At 39.4% G+C, this 22,548-nt stretch carries 23 protein-coding genes and 1 other annotated feature; of the genes, 14 read left to right on the top strand and 9 right to left on the bottom strand.

Annotated elements, in window-relative coordinates; all coding sequences use genetic code 11:
* Nucleotides 1-68: 68 nt before the first annotated feature.
* From PTI45_RS16760 to PTI45_RS16750, 3 genes are all read right to left on the bottom strand, one after another.
* On the bottom strand, nucleotides 69-1,673 hold the full coding sequence (locus PTI45_RS16760; RefSeq protein WP_175425207.1) for a right-handed parallel beta-helix repeat-containing protein: 1,605 nt from the start codon (nucleotides 1,671-1,673) through the stop codon (nucleotides 69-71).
* 238 nt (nucleotides 1,674-1,911) lie between these two features.
* Nucleotides 1,912-3,312, bottom strand: coding sequence for a HAMP domain-containing sensor histidine kinase (locus tag PTI45_RS16755; protein WP_069328754.1), 1,401 nt, complete (start codon nucleotides 3,310-3,312; stop codon nucleotides 1,912-1,914).
* Complete coding sequence (locus PTI45_RS16750; RefSeq protein ID WP_069328790.1) at nucleotides 3,297-3,980, bottom strand: response regulator transcription factor; 684 nt, start codon at nucleotides 3,978-3,980, stop codon at nucleotides 3,297-3,299. The genes PTI45_RS16755 and PTI45_RS16750 overlap by 16 nt, the downstream gene beginning before the upstream one ends.
* A gap of 226 nt (nucleotides 3,981-4,206) precedes the next feature.
* Between PTI45_RS16750 and PTI45_RS16745 the strand changes: the two genes are divergently transcribed.
* The 5 genes from PTI45_RS16745 to PTI45_RS16725 all read left to right on the top strand — a co-directional run bounded on the left by PTI45_RS16745 (nucleotide 4,207) and on the right by PTI45_RS16725 (nucleotide 7,915).
* Nucleotides 4,207-4,908, top strand: a complete 702-nt coding sequence (locus tag PTI45_RS16745; RefSeq protein ID WP_069328753.1) for a YceI family protein — start codon at nucleotides 4,207-4,209, stop codon at nucleotides 4,906-4,908.
* A gap of 164 nt (nucleotides 4,909-5,072) precedes the next feature.
* Nucleotides 5,073-5,705, top strand: a complete 633-nt coding sequence (locus PTI45_RS16740) for a bifunctional transcriptional activator/DNA repair enzyme AdaA (RefSeq protein WP_069328752.1) — start codon at nucleotides 5,073-5,075, stop codon at nucleotides 5,703-5,705.
* A complete protein-coding gene (locus PTI45_RS16735; RefSeq protein ID WP_069328751.1) occupies nucleotides 5,692-6,228 on the top strand; it encodes a methylated-DNA--[protein]-cysteine S-methyltransferase in 537 nt (178 codons plus the stop codon). The genes PTI45_RS16740 and PTI45_RS16735 overlap by 14 nt, the downstream gene beginning before the upstream one ends.
* Nucleotides 6,225-6,899 carry a DNA alkylation repair protein gene (locus PTI45_RS16730; RefSeq protein ID WP_069328750.1) on the top strand — a complete coding sequence of 225 codons (675 nt, stop codon included), beginning with the start codon at nucleotides 6,225-6,227 and terminating at the stop codon, nucleotides 6,897-6,899. Before PTI45_RS16735 ends, PTI45_RS16730 begins: the two co-directional genes overlap by 4 nt.
* A gap of 260 nt (nucleotides 6,900-7,159) precedes the next feature.
* Nucleotides 7,160-7,915, top strand: coding sequence for a polysaccharide deacetylase family protein (locus PTI45_RS16725; RefSeq protein ID WP_069328749.1), 756 nt, complete (start codon nucleotides 7,160-7,162; stop codon nucleotides 7,913-7,915).
* Nucleotides 7,916-8,011: 96 nt separating this feature from the next.
* Here the strand turns inward: PTI45_RS16725 and PTI45_RS16720 are convergent, their stop codons facing one another.
* Together PTI45_RS16720 and PTI45_RS16715 are read right to left on the bottom strand one after the other, a co-directional pair.
* Nucleotides 8,012-8,566, bottom strand: coding sequence for an O-acetyl-ADP-ribose deacetylase (locus PTI45_RS16720; protein ID WP_069328748.1), 555 nt, complete (start codon nucleotides 8,564-8,566; stop codon nucleotides 8,012-8,014).
* Nucleotides 8,567-8,641: 75 nt separating this feature from the next.
* Nucleotides 8,642-9,616, bottom strand: a complete 975-nt coding sequence (locus PTI45_RS16715; protein ID WP_069328747.1) for an aldo/keto reductase family protein — start codon at nucleotides 9,614-9,616, stop codon at nucleotides 8,642-8,644.
* A 130-nt stretch (nucleotides 9,617-9,746) separates the two neighbouring features.
* On the opposite strand from PTI45_RS16715, the gene PTI45_RS16710 reads away from it, so the two are divergent.
* The 6 genes from PTI45_RS16710 (at nucleotide 9,747) to PTI45_RS16685 (ending at nucleotide 16,805) form a co-directional block, all read left to right on the top strand.
* The gene (locus tag PTI45_RS16710; RefSeq protein ID WP_069328746.1) at nucleotides 9,747-10,826 is read left to right on the top strand and encodes a hypothetical protein; all 1,080 of its coding nucleotides are present in this window, start codon (nucleotides 9,747-9,749) and stop codon (nucleotides 10,824-10,826) included.
* Nucleotides 10,823-11,629: a response regulator transcription factor gene (locus PTI45_RS16705; RefSeq protein WP_069328745.1), complete on the top strand. Its 807-nt coding sequence runs from the start codon at nucleotides 10,823-10,825 to the stop codon at nucleotides 11,627-11,629. Before PTI45_RS16710 ends, PTI45_RS16705 begins: the two co-directional genes overlap by 4 nt.
* Nucleotides 11,622-13,418 carry a sensor histidine kinase gene (locus PTI45_RS16700; protein WP_069328744.1) on the top strand — a complete coding sequence of 599 codons (1,797 nt, stop codon included), beginning with the start codon at nucleotides 11,622-11,624 and terminating at the stop codon, nucleotides 13,416-13,418. The genes PTI45_RS16705 and PTI45_RS16700 overlap by 8 nt, the downstream gene beginning before the upstream one ends.
* A 90-nt stretch (nucleotides 13,419-13,508) precedes the next feature.
* Nucleotides 13,509-14,831, top strand: a complete 1,323-nt coding sequence (locus tag PTI45_RS16695; protein WP_069328743.1) for an ABC transporter substrate-binding protein — start codon at nucleotides 13,509-13,511, stop codon at nucleotides 14,829-14,831.
* Nucleotides 14,832-15,008: 177 nt separating this feature from the next.
* Nucleotides 15,009-15,893, top strand: coding sequence for a carbohydrate ABC transporter permease (locus PTI45_RS16690; RefSeq protein ID WP_069328742.1), 885 nt, complete (start codon nucleotides 15,009-15,011; stop codon nucleotides 15,891-15,893).
* A 30-nt stretch (nucleotides 15,894-15,923) separates the two neighbouring features.
* On the top strand, nucleotides 15,924-16,805 hold the full coding sequence (locus PTI45_RS16685; RefSeq protein WP_083243582.1) for a carbohydrate ABC transporter permease: 882 nt from the start codon (nucleotides 15,924-15,926) through the stop codon (nucleotides 16,803-16,805).
* Nucleotides 16,806-16,816: 11 nt separating this feature from the next.
* On the opposite strand, the gene PTI45_RS16680 is transcribed toward PTI45_RS16685, so the two are convergent.
* The gene (locus PTI45_RS16680; protein ID WP_069328741.1) at nucleotides 16,817-17,152 is read right to left on the bottom strand and encodes a hypothetical protein; all 336 of its coding nucleotides are present in this window, start codon (nucleotides 17,150-17,152) and stop codon (nucleotides 16,817-16,819) included.
* A 211-nt stretch (nucleotides 17,153-17,363) separates the two neighbouring features.
* Between PTI45_RS16680 and PTI45_RS24200 the strand changes: the two genes are divergently transcribed.
* The gene (locus PTI45_RS24200) at nucleotides 17,364-17,534 is read left to right on the top strand and encodes a hypothetical protein (RefSeq protein WP_175425206.1); all 171 of its coding nucleotides are present in this window, start codon (nucleotides 17,364-17,366) and stop codon (nucleotides 17,532-17,534) included.
* Here PTI45_RS24200 and PTI45_RS16675 read toward each other — a convergent pair.
* Together PTI45_RS16675 and PTI45_RS16670 are read right to left on the bottom strand one after the other, a co-directional pair.
* Complete coding sequence (locus PTI45_RS16675) at nucleotides 17,521-18,630, bottom strand: helix-turn-helix transcriptional regulator (protein WP_069328740.1); 1,110 nt, start codon at nucleotides 18,628-18,630, stop codon at nucleotides 17,521-17,523. The two genes, PTI45_RS24200 and PTI45_RS16675, sit on opposite strands and share 14 nt — an antisense overlap.
* Nucleotides 18,631-19,019: 389 nt before the next feature.
* Nucleotides 19,020-20,195: an aminotransferase class I/II-fold pyridoxal phosphate-dependent enzyme gene (locus PTI45_RS16670; protein WP_069328739.1), complete on the bottom strand. Its 1,176-nt coding sequence runs from the start codon at nucleotides 20,193-20,195 to the stop codon at nucleotides 19,020-19,022.
* 107 nt (nucleotides 20,196-20,302) lie between these two features.
* Nucleotides 20,303-20,548: a binding site (T-box leader), on the bottom strand.
* A gap of 172 nt (nucleotides 20,549-20,720) precedes the next feature.
* On the opposite strand from PTI45_RS16670, the gene PTI45_RS16665 reads away from it, so the two are divergent.
* Nucleotides 20,721-20,951 (top strand): bacteriocin immunity protein, encoded by a 231-nt coding sequence (locus PTI45_RS16665; protein ID WP_245703498.1) that lies wholly within the window; start codon nucleotides 20,721-20,723, stop codon nucleotides 20,949-20,951.
* A gap of 19 nt (nucleotides 20,952-20,970) precedes the next feature.
* Here PTI45_RS16665 and PTI45_RS16660 read toward each other — a convergent pair whose 3' ends face one another.
* The gene (locus PTI45_RS16660; protein ID WP_069328737.1) at nucleotides 20,971-21,564 is read right to left on the bottom strand and encodes a TetR/AcrR family transcriptional regulator; all 594 of its coding nucleotides are present in this window, start codon (nucleotides 21,562-21,564) and stop codon (nucleotides 20,971-20,973) included.
* Between the two features lie 202 nt (nucleotides 21,565-21,766).
* Between PTI45_RS16660 and PTI45_RS16655 the strand changes: the two genes are divergently transcribed.
* Nucleotides 21,767-22,525, top strand: a complete 759-nt coding sequence (locus PTI45_RS16655; protein WP_069328736.1) for an SDR family oxidoreductase — start codon at nucleotides 21,767-21,769, stop codon at nucleotides 22,523-22,525.
* Nucleotides 22,526-22,548 lie beyond the last annotated feature (23 nt).

Raw genomic sequence — 22,548 nt, 5'->3', positions numbered from 1 at the left:
ACCTTTGTCCTCCTCTTAGGGAGCAAAGGTTCCTTTTTATTTAATGGTGAATGTAATGCAGTCTTTAATTATTTAGTAAGTACCTTTTTTTCTCCATCTACGAATACGTTCCCATTTTTAAAAATATATAGTCCACTTTTTCCTGTTCCAATAATATTATTGCGATTAAAATTAATTGTACCCATCGTTCCGCTACCTAATGTACCGAAAACATACTTACCTGCTTCACTAATTGTATTATCATTAAATGTTACATTATCGATTTTTCCCGGTCCTGTAGTTACCAAAAGGCTTGGATGACCACCGCCTAGATTAGTAGCAGTAGAATTTAGTGTGTTGTTGTTAACAGTAACTTGATTGACATCTTGAGTATTATAATCGCCCGCTTCTGTAGCCACTAAAATTCCAGCCATGTAAGTATTTTGAATAGAGTTCCCTTCAATCAATACATCATGACCGCCTACAACAGAAATACCCCGTGCTTCTGTACTACCATTAACTTGATTGTTAAGAATTTTTACGTCATGAGTAGGTAGTAATTTGCCTGAGCTATCTTTATCATCACCGTAGCTAACAACAGCAATCATATCGTCCAGAGTACGATTGACCTTATTATTTGCAATCGTAATATTATAACTCCCATCAGTTGTATGAATACCATCTGCTCCTGTGTCTTGTACAATGTTATTTGTAATCGTTCCTTGATTAGCTTGACCTCTTATTAACATTCCGGCAGCACTCGATTTGTCTACAGTCACATGATCAATCGTGAAGTTAGTTGCACCATGTACAGTAATACTGTTTTTCTCATTCGCACCATTACCACGTTCAACAGTCGTCTGATACGTATGAGTCAATTTGCGAAGAGCAGGGCTGGTTCCAGACAGATCAATCGAGCCATTGTTAGGATCAGTAGAAGTCAGGATAGAGCTATCTTGAGATTCTCCATGAATGGCTACACTATCTACTTTAAGAATTTGACTTAGTGTAAAATTGCCTGCCGGTACATAGACTTCTTTTCCTTGTTTTTTAGCTTCTGTAATTGTTTTGGTAATCGCAGCGTAATCATCTTTGCTGTCATTGGGGATAGCTCCAAAATCGACTATCGATAGATACGGATTGTCTGGAGTGGTATACGTAATCGTTGGATTCCATAGGGTGTGATCGAAGCTGATCGACTGTACTTTATTGATCATAAAATGAATTTGTGTGCCTTTGACCACTGGAATTTGAGTAACTCCGGTAGGGTTTTGGTCAGCAGTCGTTGTAATTTTTTGCGTCCACAAAGTAGTGTTGTCTTTTTTGATCGTAGCTTGGATACCATCGCCATCTGCGGAGCCTTTAGTGATACTTCCAGAGATCGTGATCGTGCCTGTACCTGGAGATATCCATGTACGAACAGCATCAGCAGTATTGCCGGGATGCTGAGCATTAGCAGAAACCCATGGATAACTTTGATTCAAATCCCAACGACTCGCACCCGTATTATAAGTGAGATTAGAGTATGTATTGCCAGACCCTTGTTGATAATGCCAATTATGTTGCCCTTGTGTGGTAGCAAAGTCGCTAGATGCTTGATAAGACGTAGAAGCAGCATCTACGTGAGCAGGAATCTGGCTCCATCCCAATAACATTACCGATAATATACTTATACCTATCTGCCTCTTTTTCATGACACAGCCCCCTAATAATGTTAATTCATAGTATAATCCCATAATTTAGGATCATATAATAAATTAACCAACTCTCTAAAAAGGTAAACTTACTTAATAAGTTAAGTGAATATATCCTATTCTGTAGTTGTATCCATATCATTTAAGTTTTATAGCAATCCAAAAAGGCGAATCTAAAGATTCACCTTTGGAGTCATATATTGATTTAGCAGATTTATCGAACAGAATCAGCATGTGATTATCGAGGCAACTGTAAAGCAAACGTACTACCCGCAGAAGAACTTTGACGCAATCGCAATTCGCCACCTTGAGCACGAGCAAGCAATTGACTATACGTTAATCCGAGTCCTAATCCACGTACACTACGCTTTTTACAATCTCCACGATAAAAGCGTTCGAAAATATGAGATTGATCTTCAAGTGCTACGCCTGTTCCGTTATCTGTTACTTCAACATGAACATATTGTTGTTCTGCATACATCCGAATCCGAAATTGAATCGGTATACTTTTATCAACAGCTTGTAATCCATTATTTAATAAATTGACAAAGATTTGTTGAATACGTAGCGAATCGCCCATCGTGTATAGTGGTTCTTCAGGTAGATCAAGAATCATATCTACAGGATACGCTTCATGTGTTATTTTCCACTGGTAGGCAATCTCTGAGATCAACAACTGTAAATGCAAGCGATCACTTTGGATCTCTACACTACCGGAAGTAAAAGCATTGTAATCCAGCAGATCCGCAATCATACGTTCCATACGATCTGATTCTTTCAGTGCAATATCAAGAAATTCTTTGGCTTCATCTTGGGTAACGACTTCTTCACGTACCGCCATGACCAGACCTTTAATTGATGTAACCGGTGTTTTCAGTTCATGGGTAACTCCAGCTAACGATAAAGCACGCCATTCTTCCAATTGCTTCAACCGTTGAGCCATTTCTTCAAAAGATTGCACAAGTTCCGTGATTTCTTGTTCCCGTGTATCAATATCCAAGTTAACATCGTAGTTACCTGCACGAATTTGCTTGGCGGCATCGGCTACTAATTGAATCGGTCTGGATAGTTTGCGCGACAGCCAGTAGATGGTAAGCCACCCTGAGATAATAAGCGTACTTAACAGAACCACTACTAATATAATTTCATTTGGGCTATACGTTAACGACTTTTTGGATTGAAGAAGAGTCACTTGTCCAATCTTAACTCCTTGTTCATTGAAAATAGGTGTGTTTACCGCCATATACCGTTTATCTGTCGGTTCGGCAAGATCAGGAGTTAACTTTTTACTTAATTTATCTTGCGGAAGATTAGGCATAGAGAATAAGAATTGCCCTTTTTCATTAGCGATCATAATACACATATATTCATCTAAATTAAAAAACTTTAGTCGATTTTGAATAATACCATCCAGCCTCTGAGGAATAACGATAGTCCCATTATCCGAAGTGACTCGATCAGCAACTTCCTGTCCGAGTAAACCCGCTGTTTTCAAACGGTTATCCATGGCTGTATCGCGTACCCAATAGACCGCCGCAGCTGCAATAATTAAGAATCCAACACACAGTATTAGAAAATAACGAATCGTCCAATACGATAAGATCGAAGTTTGTTTTGATTTTTTTACTCGCTTAGCCAAAATTGATACCCCATTCCGCGCAATGTTCGAAGTTCTCCCGTCTGTGATGACCAGTGAGAGAGTGACTGGCGCAATCTTTTGACCGATAGATCGACCGCTCGATCACTTCCATCGTAATCCATTCCCCAGACTTGCTCTATCAAGTGATCACGGGTAAATGTACGATTTGGATGTTCTGATAAAAAGAGTAATAATGATAGATCTCGTGGACTAAGTGCCACCTCAGCACCATTTAGATAGACACGTTTGGCAGCCATATCAATTACTAGATTACCAAAGTTCCGTTTACTGCCTCCATCGTTCCAGTGTGGACGACGACGTAGTACTGCATTGACCCGTGCGACCACTTCTTCAGGCATAAAAGGCTTGGTCATATAATCATCGGCTCCACCGTCCAGTCCAGTGAGTCGATCTTGAATATCATCGCGTGCAGTCAGCATAATAACCGGACAAGCACTTTTACTACGAATAATTTTGAGTAAATCCCAGCCATCCATGCCGGGTAACATAATATCAAGGATAACCAATGCAGGAGCAGAAGAATTGAATAGTTCTAACGCTTGATGACCATCCGTTGCACGTAATGTTTCGAAGCCTGCTTTTTTCAAATAAGCCGAAAGTACTCGTGCAATACCTTCTTCATCTTCTACAATCAGTATTAAGTTCATATTTCAAAGGCTCCTTATATCTACATAATATCTACGTTTAGCTTGCACTATCGTTTAATGAGAGCATAATGCGTTGTCTACTTATTGTACATACCGATCTTCAATGATCAAGCCATTTTATAATATTTTATTATTTTAACCTTCCGCATCGATTTGGACATCTTCTCGACACATTCGCCGTTTATGATAGGGGTACAAGAACAGTTTACAAAAGGAGATTAAATCGATGAATAAAAAAACAAGAAATATCATCATTATTGCAGCTATCGTTATTGTGGTTGTAGCTATTGGTGGATATCAATTTATGAAGAGTTATATGGGAAACAAAGTAGCAATCGAGCAAGTCATACCAGCAGCAACGTCTACTGAATCCAGTGCAACCGCATCAGGTGCAAGTGCAACAGGCGAACAACTGAATGGCGATTGGAAAATCAATACCGATGCTTCTAAAGTGTACTTCTCCGTTACCACTTCACAAGAGACCGTTAACTTTGTAGATAACAAAGTAACAGGTAACTGGAATATCAATGTAGATGATCCTACCAAAATGGTAGCTGAAGGACAAATTGATATGAGCGCGATTGATTCAGGAACAGCGCAACGTGATGAGCATGTGAAAGAAGCCGATTTCTTCGATGTTGCTAAGTTCCCACAAGCTACATTCAAAGCAACTTCTTTTGAAGGCTTGCCAACAACATGGACAGAAGGCGCAACAAATGATTTCACCATGAAAGGCACATTGACGGTTAAAGGTATTGCTAAAGATGTAACTGTTGCAGGTAAAGCAGTATACAAAGGCGGACAAATTCTACTATCCGGTACAACGACTGTCACATTTGAAGATTTCGGTATGAAAAATCCTCACTCTGTTGTATTAAGCACACAAAATGATATCGGTGTTCAATTGGAATTAACATTAGATAAATAAGAAGCTATCTTGAAAAAGCATTTCGGTCATTATGATCGGGATGCTTTTTTGCTGTCTAATTTGAGATTCAAGCTTGTTTGAAAATGTTGTAATCTTGCTTTTACATTCAAAACAGCGTACAAAGGGAGATTGAAAAAGATATACTACAGGTAGAGGTGAACCCGATGACGGATATCCAAACGCAGTTCAATCATGAATCTCAGATTTCTATCGAGCAGTGGCAAGCGATTATTAATAATGATGCTTCTTATGATGGGCAGTTTTTTTATGCGGTACGTACAACAGGTATATTTTGTCGTCCTTCTTGCAAATCCAAAGAACCCAAGCCCCAAAATGTAACGATTTTTGCAGATGCTCAGCAAGCGATAACAGCCAAATATCGTCCTTGCAAACGGTGCAAACCAACAGGAGAGCGATTGCCAGATAGCGAGTGGGTATCAGTAATGACTGAATATATAGATCATCATTATACAGAACCGTTAACACTACATCAGTTAGCTGAAATATGTCATGGAAGTCCTTATCATTTACACCGCACATTCAAAAAAATCATGCATATCACGCCTGTCGATTATATTCAGCAGCATCGTATCCATCAAGCTTGCCAAGAATTAAAAGAGTCTCATCACAGTATTACGGCTATAGGACTGAATATAGGCATACCGAATACGTCTTATTTTGTTACTTTATTCAAAAAGAAAATGGGCATTACACCTGCGCAATATCGTAAACAACACCAAATGATACATCAACAGAAAGATAGCATTAAGGAGGGGATTAGCAGTGAACAATCATAATACAGCCACCAAGCCTATCATCTACTGGGCATATATCGAACATGATCAATGGAAATTCTATCTTGCAGCAACACCAGAGGGACTTTGTTATATCGGCTCACAAGGTCAACCTTATGACGAAATGGAAGTGTGGCTTCACGCCAGACGACCAGGGAACACGATCATACATGATGAGCATCAATTACAACCTTATATTGAAGAAATGATTCAATATTTAAGTGGAGAACGACAACAGTTTACGATCAGACATGACTTTCAAGGCACTTCTTTTCAAATACAGGTCTGGCAAGCGTTGTTACAGATTCCTTATGGAGCAACATGGTCATATTCGGATATTGCACAACATATCGGGAGACCTGCGGCCGTTCGTGCGGTGGGAGCAGCGATTGGTGCTAATCCGTTCTTAATTACAATTCCTTGTCACCGAGTGATTGGCAAAAGTGGAGCGTTAACAGGCTATCGTGGTGGATTGAATATGAAGACAACATTATTGGATTTGGAAAAACGTAAGGAGGTTCTATGATCCGAGAGCAGATTTTAGCGAAAGTCGATTCAGATTATCAGCAATTCTCAGCTAGCTTGTTGCCTACGATCACCAATATATTAGGGGTGCGCATACCTGCACTTCGTATTATGGCCAAGCAGATCGTTAAAGACGATTGGCGTATATATTTACAACAAGCGGATCATGAATATTTTGAAGAAGTGATGTTACAAGGGATGGTTATCGGGTATGCACAGATGGATATTGAAGAACGATTTCAATATATGACTGATTTTGTACCGAAAATTGATAATTGGTCTGTTTGTGATCGCTTCTGCGGTGGATTGAAATTCACTTCAACCCATCAACAGCCAGTATGGGAATTTATTTTGCCTTATCTTTCTTCAGAGCACGAATATGAGGTGAGATTTGCAGTTGTAATGTTACTTACTTATTATGTAGACGAATATTATATTCAAGATGTGCTGCGTCATTTGGATCGTGTTCAACATGAAGGATATTATGTGAAAATGGCTGTCGCATGGGCAATTTCGATTTGTTATATTCATTTACCTGAACCAACGATGCACTATTTGCAACATAATCAATTGGATCGATTTACGTACAACAAAGCATTGCAGAAAATCATAGAATCTTACCGGATCGACCCAGAGACCAAACATCATATACGAAGTATGAGACGCAAATAATCATATTATAGATTGGTGACATACAGATTGAATATCAAGTACGATATATAGGATAGAACAGAAGGGCTACACGTCAAAATGTAGCCTTTTTGTGCATGATCATAACAATTAATTTACGAAATTGTTTTTTGTTTTTCTCAATCGTAACAAAAATGTGATATGAAAGTAGCTATTGAAGGATGAAATGGACTCTGCACATTAGATATAATAATGACGAGAGATGTCGAAATTACATAGGACAAGGGAGAGAGAAGATTATTATGTTACGCTATCAAAAATGGATACTGGTTACGATTTTAATTGGATTGTTAATTCCTCAATGGGCTACACAAACAGCAGTTGCTAGTGCAAGTAAAACAGCTACAAAAAGTGCAACTACCACACGTTCAGAAAAAGCAGAAAAAGTTATTTATTTAACATTCGATGATGGGCCAACAGCACATACTATGCAACTGTTGGATATCTTGGGTAAATATGATGCGAAAGCAACCTTCTTTATGTTAGGACCGCATATGGAACAATATCAGACAGCAACGAAACGAATTGTTAAAGAAGGCAATGGACTTGGATTACACGGTGTAACGCATGTGGTTAAAAAATTCTATAGTTCACCATTCAGCGCTTACAAAGAAATGCGTGATGCTAACGAAAGTCTATTCCAAGTGGCAGGCGTTCGTACCAGTCTTGTACGTACACCTTACGGCAGTAAACCTTATATGAAGCAAGGGTATCGTGATGTGATGTTGAATCAAGGTGGATTCCATTTATGGGATTGGAACGTCGATTCACTGGATTGGAAATACAAAAAAGATCATCAACGTGTCTACAAAAATATTATGAGTCAAGTTAACTCTGTTGAGAAACGTGGTACCGCTCCAGTCGTACTAATGCATGATCAGCCAGCGACACTGAAAGTATTACCATTGGTGTTAGAAACACTCAAAAAAGATGGATATACGTTTAAAGTATTGAACAAACAAAATCATCCTGTGAATTTCTGGAATGACGAACGTTAATCATATCTGTAAATAAAAACACCCTGCCTTTTTCTCACAGAGAATAACTGTGATGTAAAGAGCAGGGTGTTTTTATTTTGCTAAAAGAATAGCGTGCTAGACATTCATCGCTTGCAGTTGTTGTTGATACAATGATAAATTATCGGCATCATAACATACAAACATAATCTGCTTTAAGGAAGTTGCAGGATGTTGCTCGATATACTCTTTTACCGTATTCAAAGCGATCGTAGCTGCTTCTTTTTTGGGAAAATGGTAAATTCCTGTACTGATATTGGGAAAAGCAATCGAAGTCAGTTGATGTTCATCTGCTAGTTGAAGAGAATGGCTATAGCATTGAGCCAGTAATTGTTGCTCATGATTAGAACCACCATTCCAGACAGGGCCTACCGTATGGATCACATGCTTGGCTGGTAAGCGTCCAGCTGTTGTAATGACCGCTTCACCTGTAGGACATCCTCCTTGACGATTACGAATCTGTTGACATTCTTCAAGAATTGCAGAACCACCTGCACGATGAATAGCACCATCAACTCCGCCACCTCCTAACAGACTAGAGTTAGCCGCGTTTACAATTGCATCAACGTGTTGCACAGTAATATCTCCTTGAAGCAATACAATATGTGTCTGTCCCATCTGAATATCATTCATCTTCTTATCCTCCTACCAATGATGGACCAGAGCAATTTCTAATATTCAGATGTACTCACAGACTCATTCATCATATTAACGCATCGGTGAGAAGTCATGAACATTTTCCATGATCTGATCGATTTGTGATAATATATCTTCGCTCAAAGTAATATTTACCGCTTCTACATTTTCTTGAATCTGATGGGGTTTGGATGCTCCGATAATAGCTGAACTCACACCCGGTTGACGAAGAACCCAAGCTAAAGCCAATTGAGATAATTTGATGTTCAGCCCTTGCGCTAATTGATCCAACTGACCTACAACTTCTAATACATCGTCTCGTAGGTAACTGTTAATCACATGGTTTACCGAATCGTCTGCTGCTCGTGTGCCTGCTGCGGGAGCTTGACCCGGCTTGTATTTACCTGTCAGAATACCTTGAGCAAGCGGGGAGAAGACGACTTGTCCTAATCCATGTTGCTGAGAAACAGGAAGAACTTCATGTTCGATATAACGTTCAAATAAATTATAGATCGGTTGATTGGCTGCAAGTGGACGTAAGCGCAGACGATCTGCTATATGAGCCGCATCACTGATCTGAGCTGCTGTCCATTCACTCACTGCACTATACAAAATTTTACCTTGTGATGTAAGATCATCTAGTGCACGCAATGTTTCTTCAGTAGGAGTCTCTTGATCAAAGCGATGGCAGAAATAAATATCAATATAATCTGTACCCAGACGCTTGAGGCTGGCTTCGCATTGTTCCATAATATGTTTACGTGATAATCCACGATCATTGGGACCTTCACCCATCGGGAAAAAGACTTTCGTGCTTAGTACATAGCTTGAACGTTCATACGAACGAAGCGCAGATCCAATCGCTTTTTCCCCTTCACCACGGTTGTAAGCGTTTGCGGTATCGAAAAAGTTAATCCCTAAATCAAACGCAGTACGTATACAATCATCGGCTGCTTGTTGTTCTGCCGCCGTACCATAAGTTAACCAGCTTCCAAGACTAATTTCGCTCACTTTTAGACCGGTTTGACCCAGATTACGATATTTCATGATAAGCGCTCCTCTGTGTATGTAGATTAAGTATCGGATTGTCAGCCAAGCTAACAACTCACTTCTTTTATCATTAACGAAAAAAATAGATTCGTCAACATTACATGAGATTCAGAAAGGAAGGATATTAATGTTACGCTCATCTTTTTTGACAAGTGGATTAAAAATAATCGCTGATTGTCAGCAACAGTCAGGAGATATCTGGGATGCTCATTATGGAACAGCTAGTATTGCCGCTTACTTCTTAGCCCAATCGCCTACGATCACAGAGGAAGTAGCAACCGCGTTATTGAACCAAGCGGAGCAGATGATCACTCAATATGAATTAACATCTACTACGTATTTAAGTGAAGATCAATCGGTCAAAGAAAAGGCGGCGATACATGATTCCACTACGTCGCTATCTTCACACAATCCAGAACAGGAATTGAAATCTACTTTTTCTGCTCCAGACGGACTTATTTCATATGCAGATGCGTCCATGTTCATTTTAGAAGCATTACAAGCTAATATCGATCAACTGCATTGGGTAGGTCACAATGTTATCTATGCCGCTGTATCATTGCTCGCTATGCGTGAACAGAACGTATGGGAATGTCGAGCAGATATCAAACGTATTCGGCAATTGATTACTGCTTTTGATGGCACGATTCCGGGACGTTCATGGATCGGATATAAAGTATCGGAAGTCAAAAAGTTAGAAATCACTACAGAAGATCATTTTCCAGCTATAACATCTCCTACGGAATTATCTGCTTTTATTTTGCAGGAGTTAGCAGCAACAGAGCGGATCTATCTAGCAGAAGCACATCATGATCTGATCGGGCATACGTTAACTTTTGCTCATGCACTGAATATATTACACGATCTGGGGCAACCCGAATTATTTCAACGTGGATTACATCCTTTATGGAAAATGGTCAAAATTCTACGGTACAGTCGGAATTGGGATGGAAGTACAGTAGAAGCAGTTGGGTTGTATTCTCCTGTCGATCGTTTACCTCTTCAGTATGCCACTCCTGCGCCTTTTGAATATACAGATATACGATTTTGGCAACAGAATCTAGCCAGTATGGATTGGGATTATGGACATCATTTCAAATTTGTATGGAGTTATAACGATCATATCGAACGTTCGCCTTTGTGGAGTGAAGCCACAAGTGTCCCTTTTCATTGTTTGATCAAAACAGTTAAGGAGGAGAAAGCATGATTACACTAATGATCGCAGACGATGAAATCATGACTCGCCGGGGATTGGAAATGCTCAACTGGCACGATCATGGATTTCAATTGGTCGGCATAGCTGCTAATGGAATCGAAGCCAGACAACTCAGTCTTTCGCAAAAGCCAGATTTATTGCTTACAGATATTCGGATGCCCGGTCTGGATGGATTAGCGCTAATGGATAGTCTTAATCAGCAACTGTGTGCACCTAAAGTCATCTTTATTACAGCTTATCATCAGTTGGATTACGCACTCAAAGCGATTCAATTAGGAGCATTAGGGTTTGTTTTGAAACCGACAGATCCAGATGAAATTATAGCGGCTTGTCTCAAAGCCAAAGCAACGATTCTAGAAGAACGTCAACGCCAGCATACTGAAGAAGAATTACGGGATCAACTCGAAGAATATGCACTGACTTTACAAGGTAAACATACTGCTCATCAAGAATCACCGTCGATACATCCTGTTATTCAGCAAATGCTTCAAACCATGGAAAAGCAGTATATGAAAGATATTACGATAGAACATATTGCAGACAAAAATCACTTTAATGCCGATTATCTTAGCCGATTATTCAAAAAAGAAACAGGCGACAATTTCTTGAATACGCTTACAAGAATTCGGATGCAAAAGGCTGTTCAATTGCTTGCCAATCCTCATCTTGAAATTTACAAAATAGCAGAGCAGGTAGGGATTCGAGATGCTCGTTATTTTGGACAAGTATTCAAAAAAAGATATGGACTAACTCCGAATGAATTTCGTAAAAAAGGAGATCAATCCCATGCTTGAAGTGTGGTTACATCGACTGATTCAAGCGGCTCGTGATCTCAATATTCGCAATAAATTATTTATCGCCTTTATCGTACTTAATCTGATTCCATTAGCTGTCATTAGTGTCTGGACGTATCAGAAATCGAGTTCACTGATTCAAGAGCAGACGAATATTTATACAATGGATATGTTAAGTGAAGTCAGTAAAAATATTGAATTGCATATGCATGATATTGAACGTCTGTATTATGCGATTTTTACCAATCAAGAGATTCGTGAATCGCTCAAAGCTGTTAATCGACAGCAATGGTCGCCACTTCAACATGTCTCAGCCGATAAGCGTATACGTAATATTCTGTACGGGTTAATAAGTGATCGAGAAGATGTTGAAGGTGTAAGTCTATATGCACTGGATGGTACTTCTTTTCAGACCAGTACCTATCCAAGAAAGTTAGATTTGCGAGATCAGAATTGGCAAGTATTACAGCGCAACCGTGGCGATCTAACCTGGTTCAATCCGTCAGGACAGCAATCGGTCGTAGCCGCAGTAAGTACTATTTATGACGTGGATAGCCTGCAAAAGATAGGCTATTTTTTGTTGACTTATCATGAGGAAGCTTTGTACAAAGTGTACAGTCAGATCAAGCTTAATGAACAAGGTGAGCTATTTATTATTGACAGTCATGGACAGATTATTTCCAGTGGAAATAAAGCAAGTATTCATCATACACCTACTGAAGCATATCTACAGAAGATTATTACCAGTGGAGATACAGGTGATTTTGCAGATCATATTGATGATAAACAGCAGATTGTATCGTATCAACGTATTCAGAATACCGATTGGAAAATCGTTAGTATTATTCCGACTGCACGTTATTCAGAACAATCGATTGTGTTGCAGCAATGGATGTTAATTTTGTTTATCATTGTTGCGCTTATCACGTTGATATTAGGCTATTCCTTATCTGTCAGTATTTCCAGACCGATTCGTCAGTTATCGTCTATTATGAAAAATACGGAACGTGATAATTGGTCGATTAGCTTTAATTATCCTTCGCGAGATGAGATTGGTATTCTCAGTCTAAATTTCAATCGAATGATTGCACGTATCCATTATTTGATCAATCAAGTGTATGAAGAAGAACGTCTACGGCAACAATCACAACTGAAATTTCTAATGTTCCAGATCAATCCTCATTTTTTATTCAATACGCTAGAAACGATGAATTGGATGGCACGGATCGAAGGCGTCCCGGAAGTAGGCAAGTTGTCCAAAGCGTTAGGTGATCTGATGCGTGAAGGGATCAAAGGGAAAGAATTTATTACACTGAGTGAAGAATTAGAGAGTGTCAAAAAATACATTTATATTCAGAAAGTGAGGTATGTAGATAAGTTCGATATGCAATACGATATCGATCCGGCAGTCTTATCATTGATTGTGCCGAGATTTATTTTGCAACCAATCATTGAGAATGCAATCGTTCACGGATTAGAAATGCAAATGGAAAATGGAATGATCTGTATTCATGCACATCAAAGTGAAGATACTTTAATCCTATCGATCCACGATGATGGACTGGGAATGAATACTGCTCATCTGGAAACATTACGCCATTATCTAGATCATCCTTCAGATTCGAGCTTGTCAGGTATAGGGCTGCTCAATGTGCATCAGCGAATCCAACTGCATTATGGAGAAGATTATGGACTACAAATTGAAAGTCTAGAAGACCAAGGAACAACCGTTATATTGCATATTCCTAATATACACTTATTGGAAAAGAGGTCGGAATTTTCAAGTTAAATGTCAGAAATACCACATGGTCGATATTCCAAACACCTTATATGATGAAAGCGTATTCTATACCGAAAGCATGAGAGGATGAAATGAGTCATGGCAAAGGGGTATTGGAAAAAAAGTATAGGTGTGCTGACAGGTGTTCTCTTATTGAGTAGTGTACTCGCAGGTTGCGGCAACAGCTCTGAATCAGCCACAGGATCAGGTTCGGCAGGTGCTAAAGGTGAAATGGTGATCTATGATTGGCAGAATGCAGATAGTTTTGTGTATAAGATGTCGGAACAACTAGCTAAAGATTACAATGCACGCAAAGATGCCACAACGACGATGAAAGTACAACATATTCCGGGAACAGATCGTTATTATCCCAAATTGAATGCAGAACTTGCTGCGAATGCAGGGCCAGATGTATTTGTAAGTCATGCCGCCGGTAAATTAAAAACATACGCTGACTCTGGTAGAATTATGGATTTGACAGAGATTTTAAATGCAGATCCTGAGTGGAAAAAAAGCTTTACTTCTGGAGCGTTTAATCTACTGACTTTTGACGATAAAGTGTATGCGATCCCGACTGCATTTGCGACTGTACCGCTTTTTTATAACAAAGAAATTTTTGCTAAATATAATCTAACACCACCGACTACTTATGAAGAACTCAAAAATGTAATTAAAGTACTTAAAGATAATGGCGTAACTCCATTTGCTTTTGGAGCGAAAGAATCATGGACAAGTGCTCTATTTAGCGAAATGGTAGCGAATCGAATTGGTGGAGACGAGCCATTTAACAAATTGATGGATGGCACAGGATCTTGGATGGACCCTTCTTATATTCAGACAGGAAATGTGATGAATGAATTACGAGATATGGGTGCGTTCCCTTCGGGATTCTTAGGGCTGGATAATACAGCCATTACCAATATGTTCAAAAATGGTGAAGCGGCTATGTTTGTAATGGGAAGCTGGGCAGTAGGTTCAGTAGAAGCCGCTGACTCTAAAGTCAAAGGAAAAGTAGGCGTAGCCAAATTCCCTACTTTTGAAGGTGGTAAAGGCGATCTAGATACATGGCTAGGGCAACCGAGTTACAATCTAGTCATTCGTGCCAATACAGAGAATAAAGATCAAGCATTAGAATATATCAAAGCATGGACAAGCAATGATATTCAGACAAAGTTAGCTGAAGAAAATGGTGATATTCCAGCGGTCAACGTTAAGCTCAACAAAGATAAAGTGCCTGCGGTTGCTCAAGAACTGCAAAAAGAAATGTCAGATATGAAAGGTATGTTTATTTTCTACGATGTAGGACTAGGCGCGAAGATCGGAGACGAATACAATACAACGATCCAAGCGATCTTAGCAGGTCAAGCACCTGAAGAAGCGTTTCAAAGTCTAGAGCAGTTTACGCAAGATAATAAAGAGTAAATCATTCCTTAGTAAGCACTGTATAAAGATGAGGTCAGGAATCATGATAACAACGAAGTTACTGTATTGATAGGTAGCAACAGTGGTTAGTGATTCCTGACTGATCTTCTCAACAGATACATGTTCTAAGCGAATCTATAAGTTGCAAAGAATGAAGTTCTGGAAAGGCGGAAAATCATGGAACGAATGCTACGGAACAAATCAGCGATTATTCTATTTTTGTTGCCAGCGTTATTGCTGTATACAGCGATTGTATTTATCCCTATTGTGGCTTCGATTTACTTTAGCTTTTTTAAATGGGATGTGATTAGCCCGATGAAGTTTATCGGGATGGATAATTATACTCGTATGTTTACCAGAGACTCTGTCTTTTTTACCAGTATCAAAAATATGATGATTCTACTATTTGTGAGTCTGGTTATTCAGCAAGGATTGGGCTTTTTACTAGCCATTCTGATTACCGGCTCGATCAAAGGCAAAGAATGGTTTAAAAATATTTTCTTTTTCCCGGCTGTTATTTCTAGTGTGGCTGTAGGGATGATGTGGAGCTTTATCTATAATCCAGAAATCGGAATGCTTAATAAATTGTTAGACGTGCTTGGTATGTCTTCACTGGCTAATGATTGGTTATCTCAACCGGATACAGCCATGTGGGCAGTATCTTTTGTAGTCGGTTGGCAATATCTGGGGTATACGATGATTCTATATATTGCGGCGATTCAGAATATTCCAGCACATATCTTTGAATCAGCACGTATAGATGGAGCTGTAGGGTGGAAAGTGGTCTGGCATATGACGATTCCGCTGGTACAACCAATTATGAAAGTAACTACAATTCTGATAACAATTGGTTCACTTAAGTTCTTTGATCTCGTATTTGTCATGACAGGTGGAGGTCCAGCCAATCAGACACAGGTATTAGCCTCTTACTTGTATGGTAGATCTTTCCGTCAATTCGAATACGGGTACGGAGACGCTCTATCTGTTATCTTGCTGTTGATGTGTCTGGTGGCAACAGTATTGATCAATATGATTTTCCGCAAATCAAGTATTGAATATTAAATCGTATCGTGATGGGGGTGAACAGGAAGGATGAAATCTTCGCCTTATGTAGAGACAACCAAACGGCAAACTAACGTAGATACACGACGTTTTTTTCCTATAGGTAAAATCATGATTTATGCTGTATTGTGTTTTGTAGCGATTTTCTATGTCTATCCGTTGTTATGGTTATTGCTAAATTCACTGAAGCAGACCCCGGAGATCTATACCAATCCATGGGGATTACCTCAACACTGGATGTGGAGTAATTATTGGAATGCTTGGACAACAGGGAATACAGGCAGATATCTGTTAAACTCGGTCTGGATTTCTTCAGCTACTTTGGTTGCTGTACTGGTATTTAGTGCTATGTCAGCATATGCTCTAACCAAGTTACGTTGGAAATTATCAAAAGCGACTTTTGTTTATTTTCTACTGGGGATGATGGTTCCGATTCATGCGACATTGATTCCACTGTTTGTGTATTTTACGAAAGTTGGATTGGTCGATTCGCAGTTCGGTCTGATTCTGATTTATATTTCATTTGGATTGCCAGCGGCTGTACTGGTACTGTGCGGATTTTTTACAGGTATTCCGAAAGAAATGTTAGAAGCTTCTGTGATGGATGGTTGTACGGTATATAGTATTTTTTGGCGGATTGTTATACCGATCTCGAAGCCTGCTCTGATGACCGTAACGATACTGAGTTTTGTCGGGGTGTGGAACGAGTTGTTATTGGCGCTTGTCTTTATTTCTGATCCTGATAAATTAACACTTCCTGTGGGACTGACCCGTTTTGCAGGGGAGTATACAACCGATTATGCGCCGATGTTCGCAGCGATTATGATCGCTACCATTCCAACAGTGGTCTTATTCGCTGTGTTTAACAAGCAAGTTTTAGCTGGAATGGCAGAAGGTGCGATCAAAGGTTAATATCTATCGACTTAATTGACTACAAAAATCAGTAGCAGTACAAAAAGGATCTGTATGGATCCTAATACAAGCCCTGTAATAGCAAATGCTCTACCATGTGTAGTACGAATCGAAATAAGACTAAATGTGAGCACAAGAATAAGTAGGACAATCGCTACAAATGCACTTAAAGCAAGTAATATGTTCCAAAAGCCACTATCTTCTTGTCCAAATTCTCCAATAATAGCAAAGCTCATAAAAGAAGTGAAAAAGCTAATGATCCCCAAAATAAAAGAAGTCAAAGCCAATCCAAAACGATTGCTACCTTCTTTTCGGTAAGGATCTTGGTAAGGTGGGTATGTATCCATGGTCGTGCCTCCTGATTATATTCGTATACCTTCAGTACTATATATCGGATAATCAGAAGGTTTATTGAACCATATGCTTACACATCATCACATCAGCCTTACATTCTTCATACATTTTTCATCTTATTTTAAGCTAGTTTCCATAAAGAATTCATATACATTGGGTATATTATAGGTATAGAGTTCATATTTTGGAGCTGGAGTGATTATAATGAGTGAAGAATTTTTGGATGAATTACACAAAATTAGCCATGATGATGACTGGCGCTATAAACTACTCATGCAAGGTGTAAAACAAACACTAGCGTCTCGCAAAAATGAGAGTGCACTCAAACGATACATGAGAAGAAAAACAAAACATATAACAGCTATCTGGAAATAATACAATCGGTTTGGGATAATAAACGAGCGATCAGTTCTCTACGACTGGTCGTTTTTGTTTTGGCAAAAATAGATTGAAGATGTTCTTCCACAGCACAAGGAGAAAGATGCAGAATATCAGCAATCTTGCGTGTAGACAATCCTTCGATCACTTGATCGACGATCTGCTTTTCACGTTCAGATAAATGGTAATCCTCCATCATCCACGGCAAGATATCAAGTGGAGAAGCAGATTGAATGGCAATCATCAACTGAATACTTGAGGTGTGACTATACAGCGCATAAGCTGTAATATCGATATAGTCATGTTCACGTACAGGCACACACACTTGAATAGGAGAACATGGTAGAGAAGATGAACAGCAATCTGTATGTAATCGTTGATCGAATATTGTATCATCTGTTAATGCCATACTGGCAACCGTTAAAATAGAGCGTGGGAGCGCAGACGTTGTTATTCCTTCATGTTGGCGTAACACGTCTAACCAGTGATGTGTATCTGAATTGGAAGATAATAATTCCAATTGCTGAGACAGCATCAGAATTTCGGGTGAACGTAATTTGACTTCATTGACAAAAGGAATCGCGAGGCTGAACTGGCGCAGGTGTTTTGCGATGATAGGAGCAATCTCCACCATCCACTGACATTCCTGCTCACTGAATAACGATTGATCTTGTTTGCGAAATAACGTTAAATATCCCCAACAACTACCTTTATACAATAATGCCGCACGTAGCTCATCACCGAATCCAGCAGGCTGTAAAATATCCTGATATCTTGAACTCTGTTCCGGTTGACCTTCTGTCGCACAATGCAATGTCATCACAGATGTATGCGAAGGAGTCATATTATCATAGCTATGAACACCTTCTTGTCCATACGCATATGTTAGTAATTGATGGTGAATCGATTCCATATTATGTGCTACAACAGCTCCTGTAGAGAGTAAACGATACGGATCAATATTCGTACAACATGCGCCTGCAAAAGGAAGAAGGGGCTTTAATTCTTCTAATAATGAATGAATATAAGAGTAAGAAGAAATAGAACGTTCCGCTAGTAATTCAAGCTTTTGCATATAAGTCTGTGTATTCATATATATCGCCTACCTTTTCTGGATTTCAATAAAGTTCGGTCTACATCTCTTTTGTACACATCCCGTAGTTGTAGGATAGTTATCTTCAAATAAGGCTTATACTTGATAATAGTTACCGATTATACCAGAAGCTATATAGCTATGACCAATTTCGCTCTAGTGCTGAATGAGAATGATCTGTCGCTTAGAAGCTTAAATACAGTACAGGATCAAAGTATAAGGCGTTATCTATAGAAGAAAAGAAACATGAACAGAACGGATTAAGGTATCCATGAAATAGTAGGCCATATAAAGTAAATCAATCACTATAGATGATCTCTAGAGAATGAAGAGGTATGATGTTATTCATCTCTCTAGAGATCATTTCAATAGCATTTATCATGCTCTGATTAAAGGGTCTGTAAAAATTGACGCATCCGTTCTAAAGCTTCATCCAGTTGTACAGAGGACGTAGCATAAGAACAACGTATAAATCCTTCGCCACCTTTACCAAATGCTGTACCCGGAACAGCGAGCACGCCGACTTCTTGTAACAATCGCTGAGCAAATTGTTCTGACGTTAAACCGGTATGAGCGATAGAAGGGAAAGCGAAAAAGGAACCCAGCGGTTCATGGCATTGTAACCCGATCTGACGTAATCCTTGTACAAAAGATATACGGCGTGCATTATACGAAGCCATCATTTTATCTTTTGCAGCAAGTCCATGAGGTTTGAGCGATTCGAGCGCAGCAATCTGACCCAGTATCGGCGCACACATGACCGTATATTGATGAATTTTGAGCATCGCTTGAATCAACTCTTCAGGGCCACAAGCATATCCAATTCGCCATCCTGTCATAGCAAAAGCTTTGGAAAATCCACTTAATAACAATGTACGTTCTTTCATACCCGGTAGACTTGCAAAACTAACATGCTTTTGCCCATACGTTAATTCTGCATATACTTCATCTGTAATCACCACTAGATTATGTTCTTCGGCGATCTTAGCAATCGGTAACCAATCTTCATACGTCATAATTCCGCCTGTAGGGTTACTCGGATAGCTCAAAATCAATACTTTCGAACGTGGTGTCAGACTTGCAAGTAAGGAATCCGGTGTCAATTTGAAATTATTATGAGCGAATGTCTCCACCTCGACAGCGACACCACCACCTAGATTCGTAATCGGTGAATACGATACATAACAAGGCGCAGGTACTAGAATCTCATCACCTTCGTTGATCAAGACACGTAGTGCAAGATCCAGTGCTTCACTGCTGCCGATCGTGACCATCAATTCATGCGCAGGATTGTAATGGACTTGGAAATTCGTATGCAGGTATTCAGCGATACTTTCACGCAATTCAGGCAAGCCTGCATTATGAGTATACGTCGTCCTACCTTCTTCCAAAGCACGCACACAAGCTTCACGAACTAAACGTGGGGTCGGAAAGTCAGGTTCACCGATACCGAGCGAAATAATATCGGTACGTTCTGAAGAATAATCGAAAAATTTGCGAATACCTGAAGGTTGCATCTGTTGAATAGAAGGGGTCAAAAATTGGCTGATTGTTGAAGTTGTCATGGTTGTTCCTCCTCAAAAGTCTCTAAATAGTGAATGCTCATCTGTTCACGTATGTGTAAGATTCGGTAGAGGAATAGGGAAAAGAAAACAAAAAAGACCCGTCCCTAAAAAGGGACGAGTCTTTTACCCGTGTTACCACCCTAGTTCCACTTTGTGCGTACACAAAGTGACACTCTGCTACGTATCTATCAATACGTGTTCCCGTTAACGCTGGACATGCGGCAGCACCTAGTTGGTTATTTCAGCCTGCTTCTCGGAGATGGCTTCAGCTAGCATCTGAACGTTGGTTTGCACCGTACCCAACTCTCTGTGGATCAGATTAAAAGCGTACTCTTTCTCGTCATAGAATGTGTATATACTTCATCATTATTTATAAGTGAAATTATTATAAGTCATAAAGAAAACGATTAACGATTGATCGATCAAAATCGTAGGCTTAGTATAATCCCTCTTTTTTAGAATTGCAATACCTGAATTTGAAAGTTATGGTAGAGAGTAATACTTCAAAGACATAAGGAGATGTGGATGATGACTCTTTCCCGTAACGAATGTATTGATCTTGTCGAGCGAATTATGCAAGATCGAGGTAATGAGCAAGAGATCGATCAATGGCTTGTTACACTTGAGCAAAATGTCCCTCATCCGGAGATTAGTAACCTGATTTTCTGGAATGATAAAGACTGCTCAGCCGCAGAAATTGTAGATAAGGCTTTAGCGTATCAGCCGATACTATTACCACCTTCACCATCATCGTAACCAATCGTAAAAAGCTATTTTATTCATGAGTAGGGCGGAAAGTAGACTGTTGATTCAGGATCTTTAGCAATTGCTCAGACATATAGTGCGTACTATGCTCAAAGTCATTCTGAATCCAAGCGATAATCAATCCCCAGATCGCATACGCTTGATAACTAGCGTATAATTCTGGATTAATTCCTAGCTCAATCATGGCATTTCGGGCTTCTTCATTGCGGTAATCTTGTAAGGATAAATTTTGTAACTCGTTACAAAGTCGCTGCTGAAAACCGGGTAACGCATTAGAATTAGAGATCAGTTGATAGAAGCTACGATGTTTATATACATGATCAAAAATTTTGACAGCTGAAGCAACTAATTCTTGAATAATAAGCGTAGTGACATGTCGATAAGGTTCTTCATACGAGTCTCGAAGATCGATTATCACACTCTCTACAAGCTCATCAAGCAAGTCTTCTTTGTATGTATAATGTTTGTAAAATGTACCTCGGTTCACATCAGCGACAGCTACAATATCTGTGATCGAAATACTGCGAAATTCTTTTTGCTGTAACAGTTCAATCAGAGCAGCGGTCAAAGCTTGTTTGCTTTTACGAATACGACGATCACTCATAGATAGGCTCCTTTAATGACAGACATAAGCAAGTCCAATCGGCACAAAATGAACAAATTAGAGGATATTTGTTCATTTTTCAACAAAAGTCGAATGATTTGCTGATTGTATCTCTACGGGTCTCGCTCTAAGATAATATAACAGATGTATGTTAATCAACAACTGTTGAAGATTAGAGACAAAAGCTATGGAGGTTGTATAGATGAGACTTGAACACAAAGTGGCAGTTATTACAGGAGCGGCTTCAGGAATGGGCAAAGCGATTGCTTTATTATTTGCACAAGAAGGAGCAAAAGTAGTCGTATCTGATATTCAAAAAGAAGCGGCTCAGATCACAGTGGATGAAATAGAAGCCAGTGGCGGACAAGCTGTTGCAATCGCTACCAATGTGACACAAGAGCAAGAAGTACAACAATTAATTCAAAAAGCAGTCAAAGAATATGGAACACTGGATATCCTCGTAAATAATGCAGGCATTATGGATAATTTTGTACCAGCAGCTGATGTAACAGACGATTTGTGGGAACGTGTTTTTGCAATCAATACGACAGGAACAATGCGTACGATTCGTCAAGCTTTACCGATTTTCACAGAAAAAAGTAGTGGTGTGATTATTAATATTGCTTCTGCCGGTGGATTAAATGGATCTAGAGCAGGAGCCGCTTATACGGCTTCCAAACACGCTGTAGTGGGCTTAACCAAAAATGTGGGATTCCAATATGCTCCACTAGGTATACGTTGTAATGCGATTGCACCGGGGGGAGTAGCTACGAATATTAGCAGTACGATTAATGAACCAAATGCATTTGGAATGGAACGTGCCATGATCGGTATGAATCTGAATCCTAAAACAGGCGAGTCTCATGATATTGCAAAAGTAGCCTTGTTTCTAGCTTCTGATGATTCAAGCTTTGTGAATGGTACAGTGATCGTGGCTGATGCAGGTTGGACAGCTTACTAAGACTAATTAAAGACGACAATATG

It is taken from the genome of Paenibacillus nuruki (assembly GCF_001721045.1).
Taxonomy (GTDB): Bacteria; Bacillota; Bacilli; order Paenibacillales; family Paenibacillaceae; genus Saccharibacillus; species Saccharibacillus nuruki.
This window is presented reverse-complemented; position numbering and strand designations above follow the sequence as displayed.

Excerpts from the sequence above, each read along its gene's own strand:
- PTI45_RS16760 (WP_175425207.1), bottom strand. The coding sequence starts at position 1,673 with ATGAAAAAGAGGCAGATAGGTATAAGTATATTATCGGTAATGTTATTG.
- PTI45_RS16750 (WP_069328790.1), bottom strand. The coding sequence starts at position 3,980 with ATGAACTTAATACTGATTGTAGAAGATGAAGAAGGTATTGCACGAGTA.
- PTI45_RS16745 (WP_069328753.1), top strand. The coding sequence starts at position 4,207 with ATGAATAAAAAAACAAGAAATATCATCATTATTGCAGCTATCGTTATT.
- PTI45_RS16740 (WP_069328752.1), top strand. The coding sequence starts at position 5,073 with ATGACGGATATCCAAACGCAGTTCAATCATGAATCTCAGATTTCTATC.
- PTI45_RS16730 (WP_069328750.1), top strand. The coding sequence starts at position 6,225 with ATGATCCGAGAGCAGATTTTAGCGAAAGTCGATTCAGATTATCAGCAA.
- PTI45_RS16725 (WP_069328749.1), top strand. The coding sequence starts at position 7,160 with ATGTTACGCTATCAAAAATGGATACTGGTTACGATTTTAATTGGATTG.
- PTI45_RS16720 (WP_069328748.1), bottom strand. The coding sequence starts at position 8,566 with ATGAATGATATTCAGATGGGACAGACACATATTGTATTGCTTCAAGGA.
- PTI45_RS16715 (WP_069328747.1), bottom strand. The coding sequence starts at position 9,616 with ATGAAATATCGTAATCTGGGTCAAACCGGTCTAAAAGTGAGCGAAATT.
- PTI45_RS16710 (WP_069328746.1), top strand. The coding sequence starts at position 9,747 with ATGTTACGCTCATCTTTTTTGACAAGTGGATTAAAAATAATCGCTGAT.
- PTI45_RS16705 (WP_069328745.1), top strand. The coding sequence starts at position 10,823 with ATGATTACACTAATGATCGCAGACGATGAAATCATGACTCGCCGGGGA.
- PTI45_RS16700 (WP_069328744.1), top strand. The coding sequence starts at position 11,622 with ATGCTTGAAGTGTGGTTACATCGACTGATTCAAGCGGCTCGTGATCTC.
- PTI45_RS16695 (WP_069328743.1), top strand. The coding sequence starts at position 13,509 with ATGGCAAAGGGGTATTGGAAAAAAAGTATAGGTGTGCTGACAGGTGTT.
- PTI45_RS16690 (WP_069328742.1), top strand. The coding sequence starts at position 15,009 with ATGGAACGAATGCTACGGAACAAATCAGCGATTATTCTATTTTTGTTG.
- PTI45_RS16685 (WP_083243582.1), top strand. The coding sequence starts at position 15,924 with ATGAAATCTTCGCCTTATGTAGAGACAACCAAACGGCAAACTAACGTA.
- PTI45_RS16680 (WP_069328741.1), bottom strand. The coding sequence starts at position 17,152 with ATGGATACATACCCACCTTACCAAGATCCTTACCGAAAAGAAGGTAGC.
- PTI45_RS24200 (WP_175425206.1), top strand. The coding sequence starts at position 17,364 with ATGAGTGAAGAATTTTTGGATGAATTACACAAAATTAGCCATGATGAT.
- PTI45_RS16675 (WP_069328740.1), bottom strand. The coding sequence starts at position 18,630 with ATGAATACACAGACTTATATGCAAAAGCTTGAATTACTAGCGGAACGT.
- PTI45_RS16670 (WP_069328739.1), bottom strand. The coding sequence starts at position 20,195 with ATGACAACTTCAACAATCAGCCAATTTTTGACCCCTTCTATTCAACAG.
- PTI45_RS16665 (WP_245703498.1), top strand. The coding sequence starts at position 20,721 with ATGATGACTCTTTCCCGTAACGAATGTATTGATCTTGTCGAGCGAATT.
- PTI45_RS16660 (WP_069328737.1), bottom strand. The coding sequence starts at position 21,564 with ATGAGTGATCGTCGTATTCGTAAAAGCAAACAAGCTTTGACCGCTGCT.
- PTI45_RS16655 (WP_069328736.1), top strand. The coding sequence starts at position 21,767 with ATGAGACTTGAACACAAAGTGGCAGTTATTACAGGAGCGGCTTCAGGA.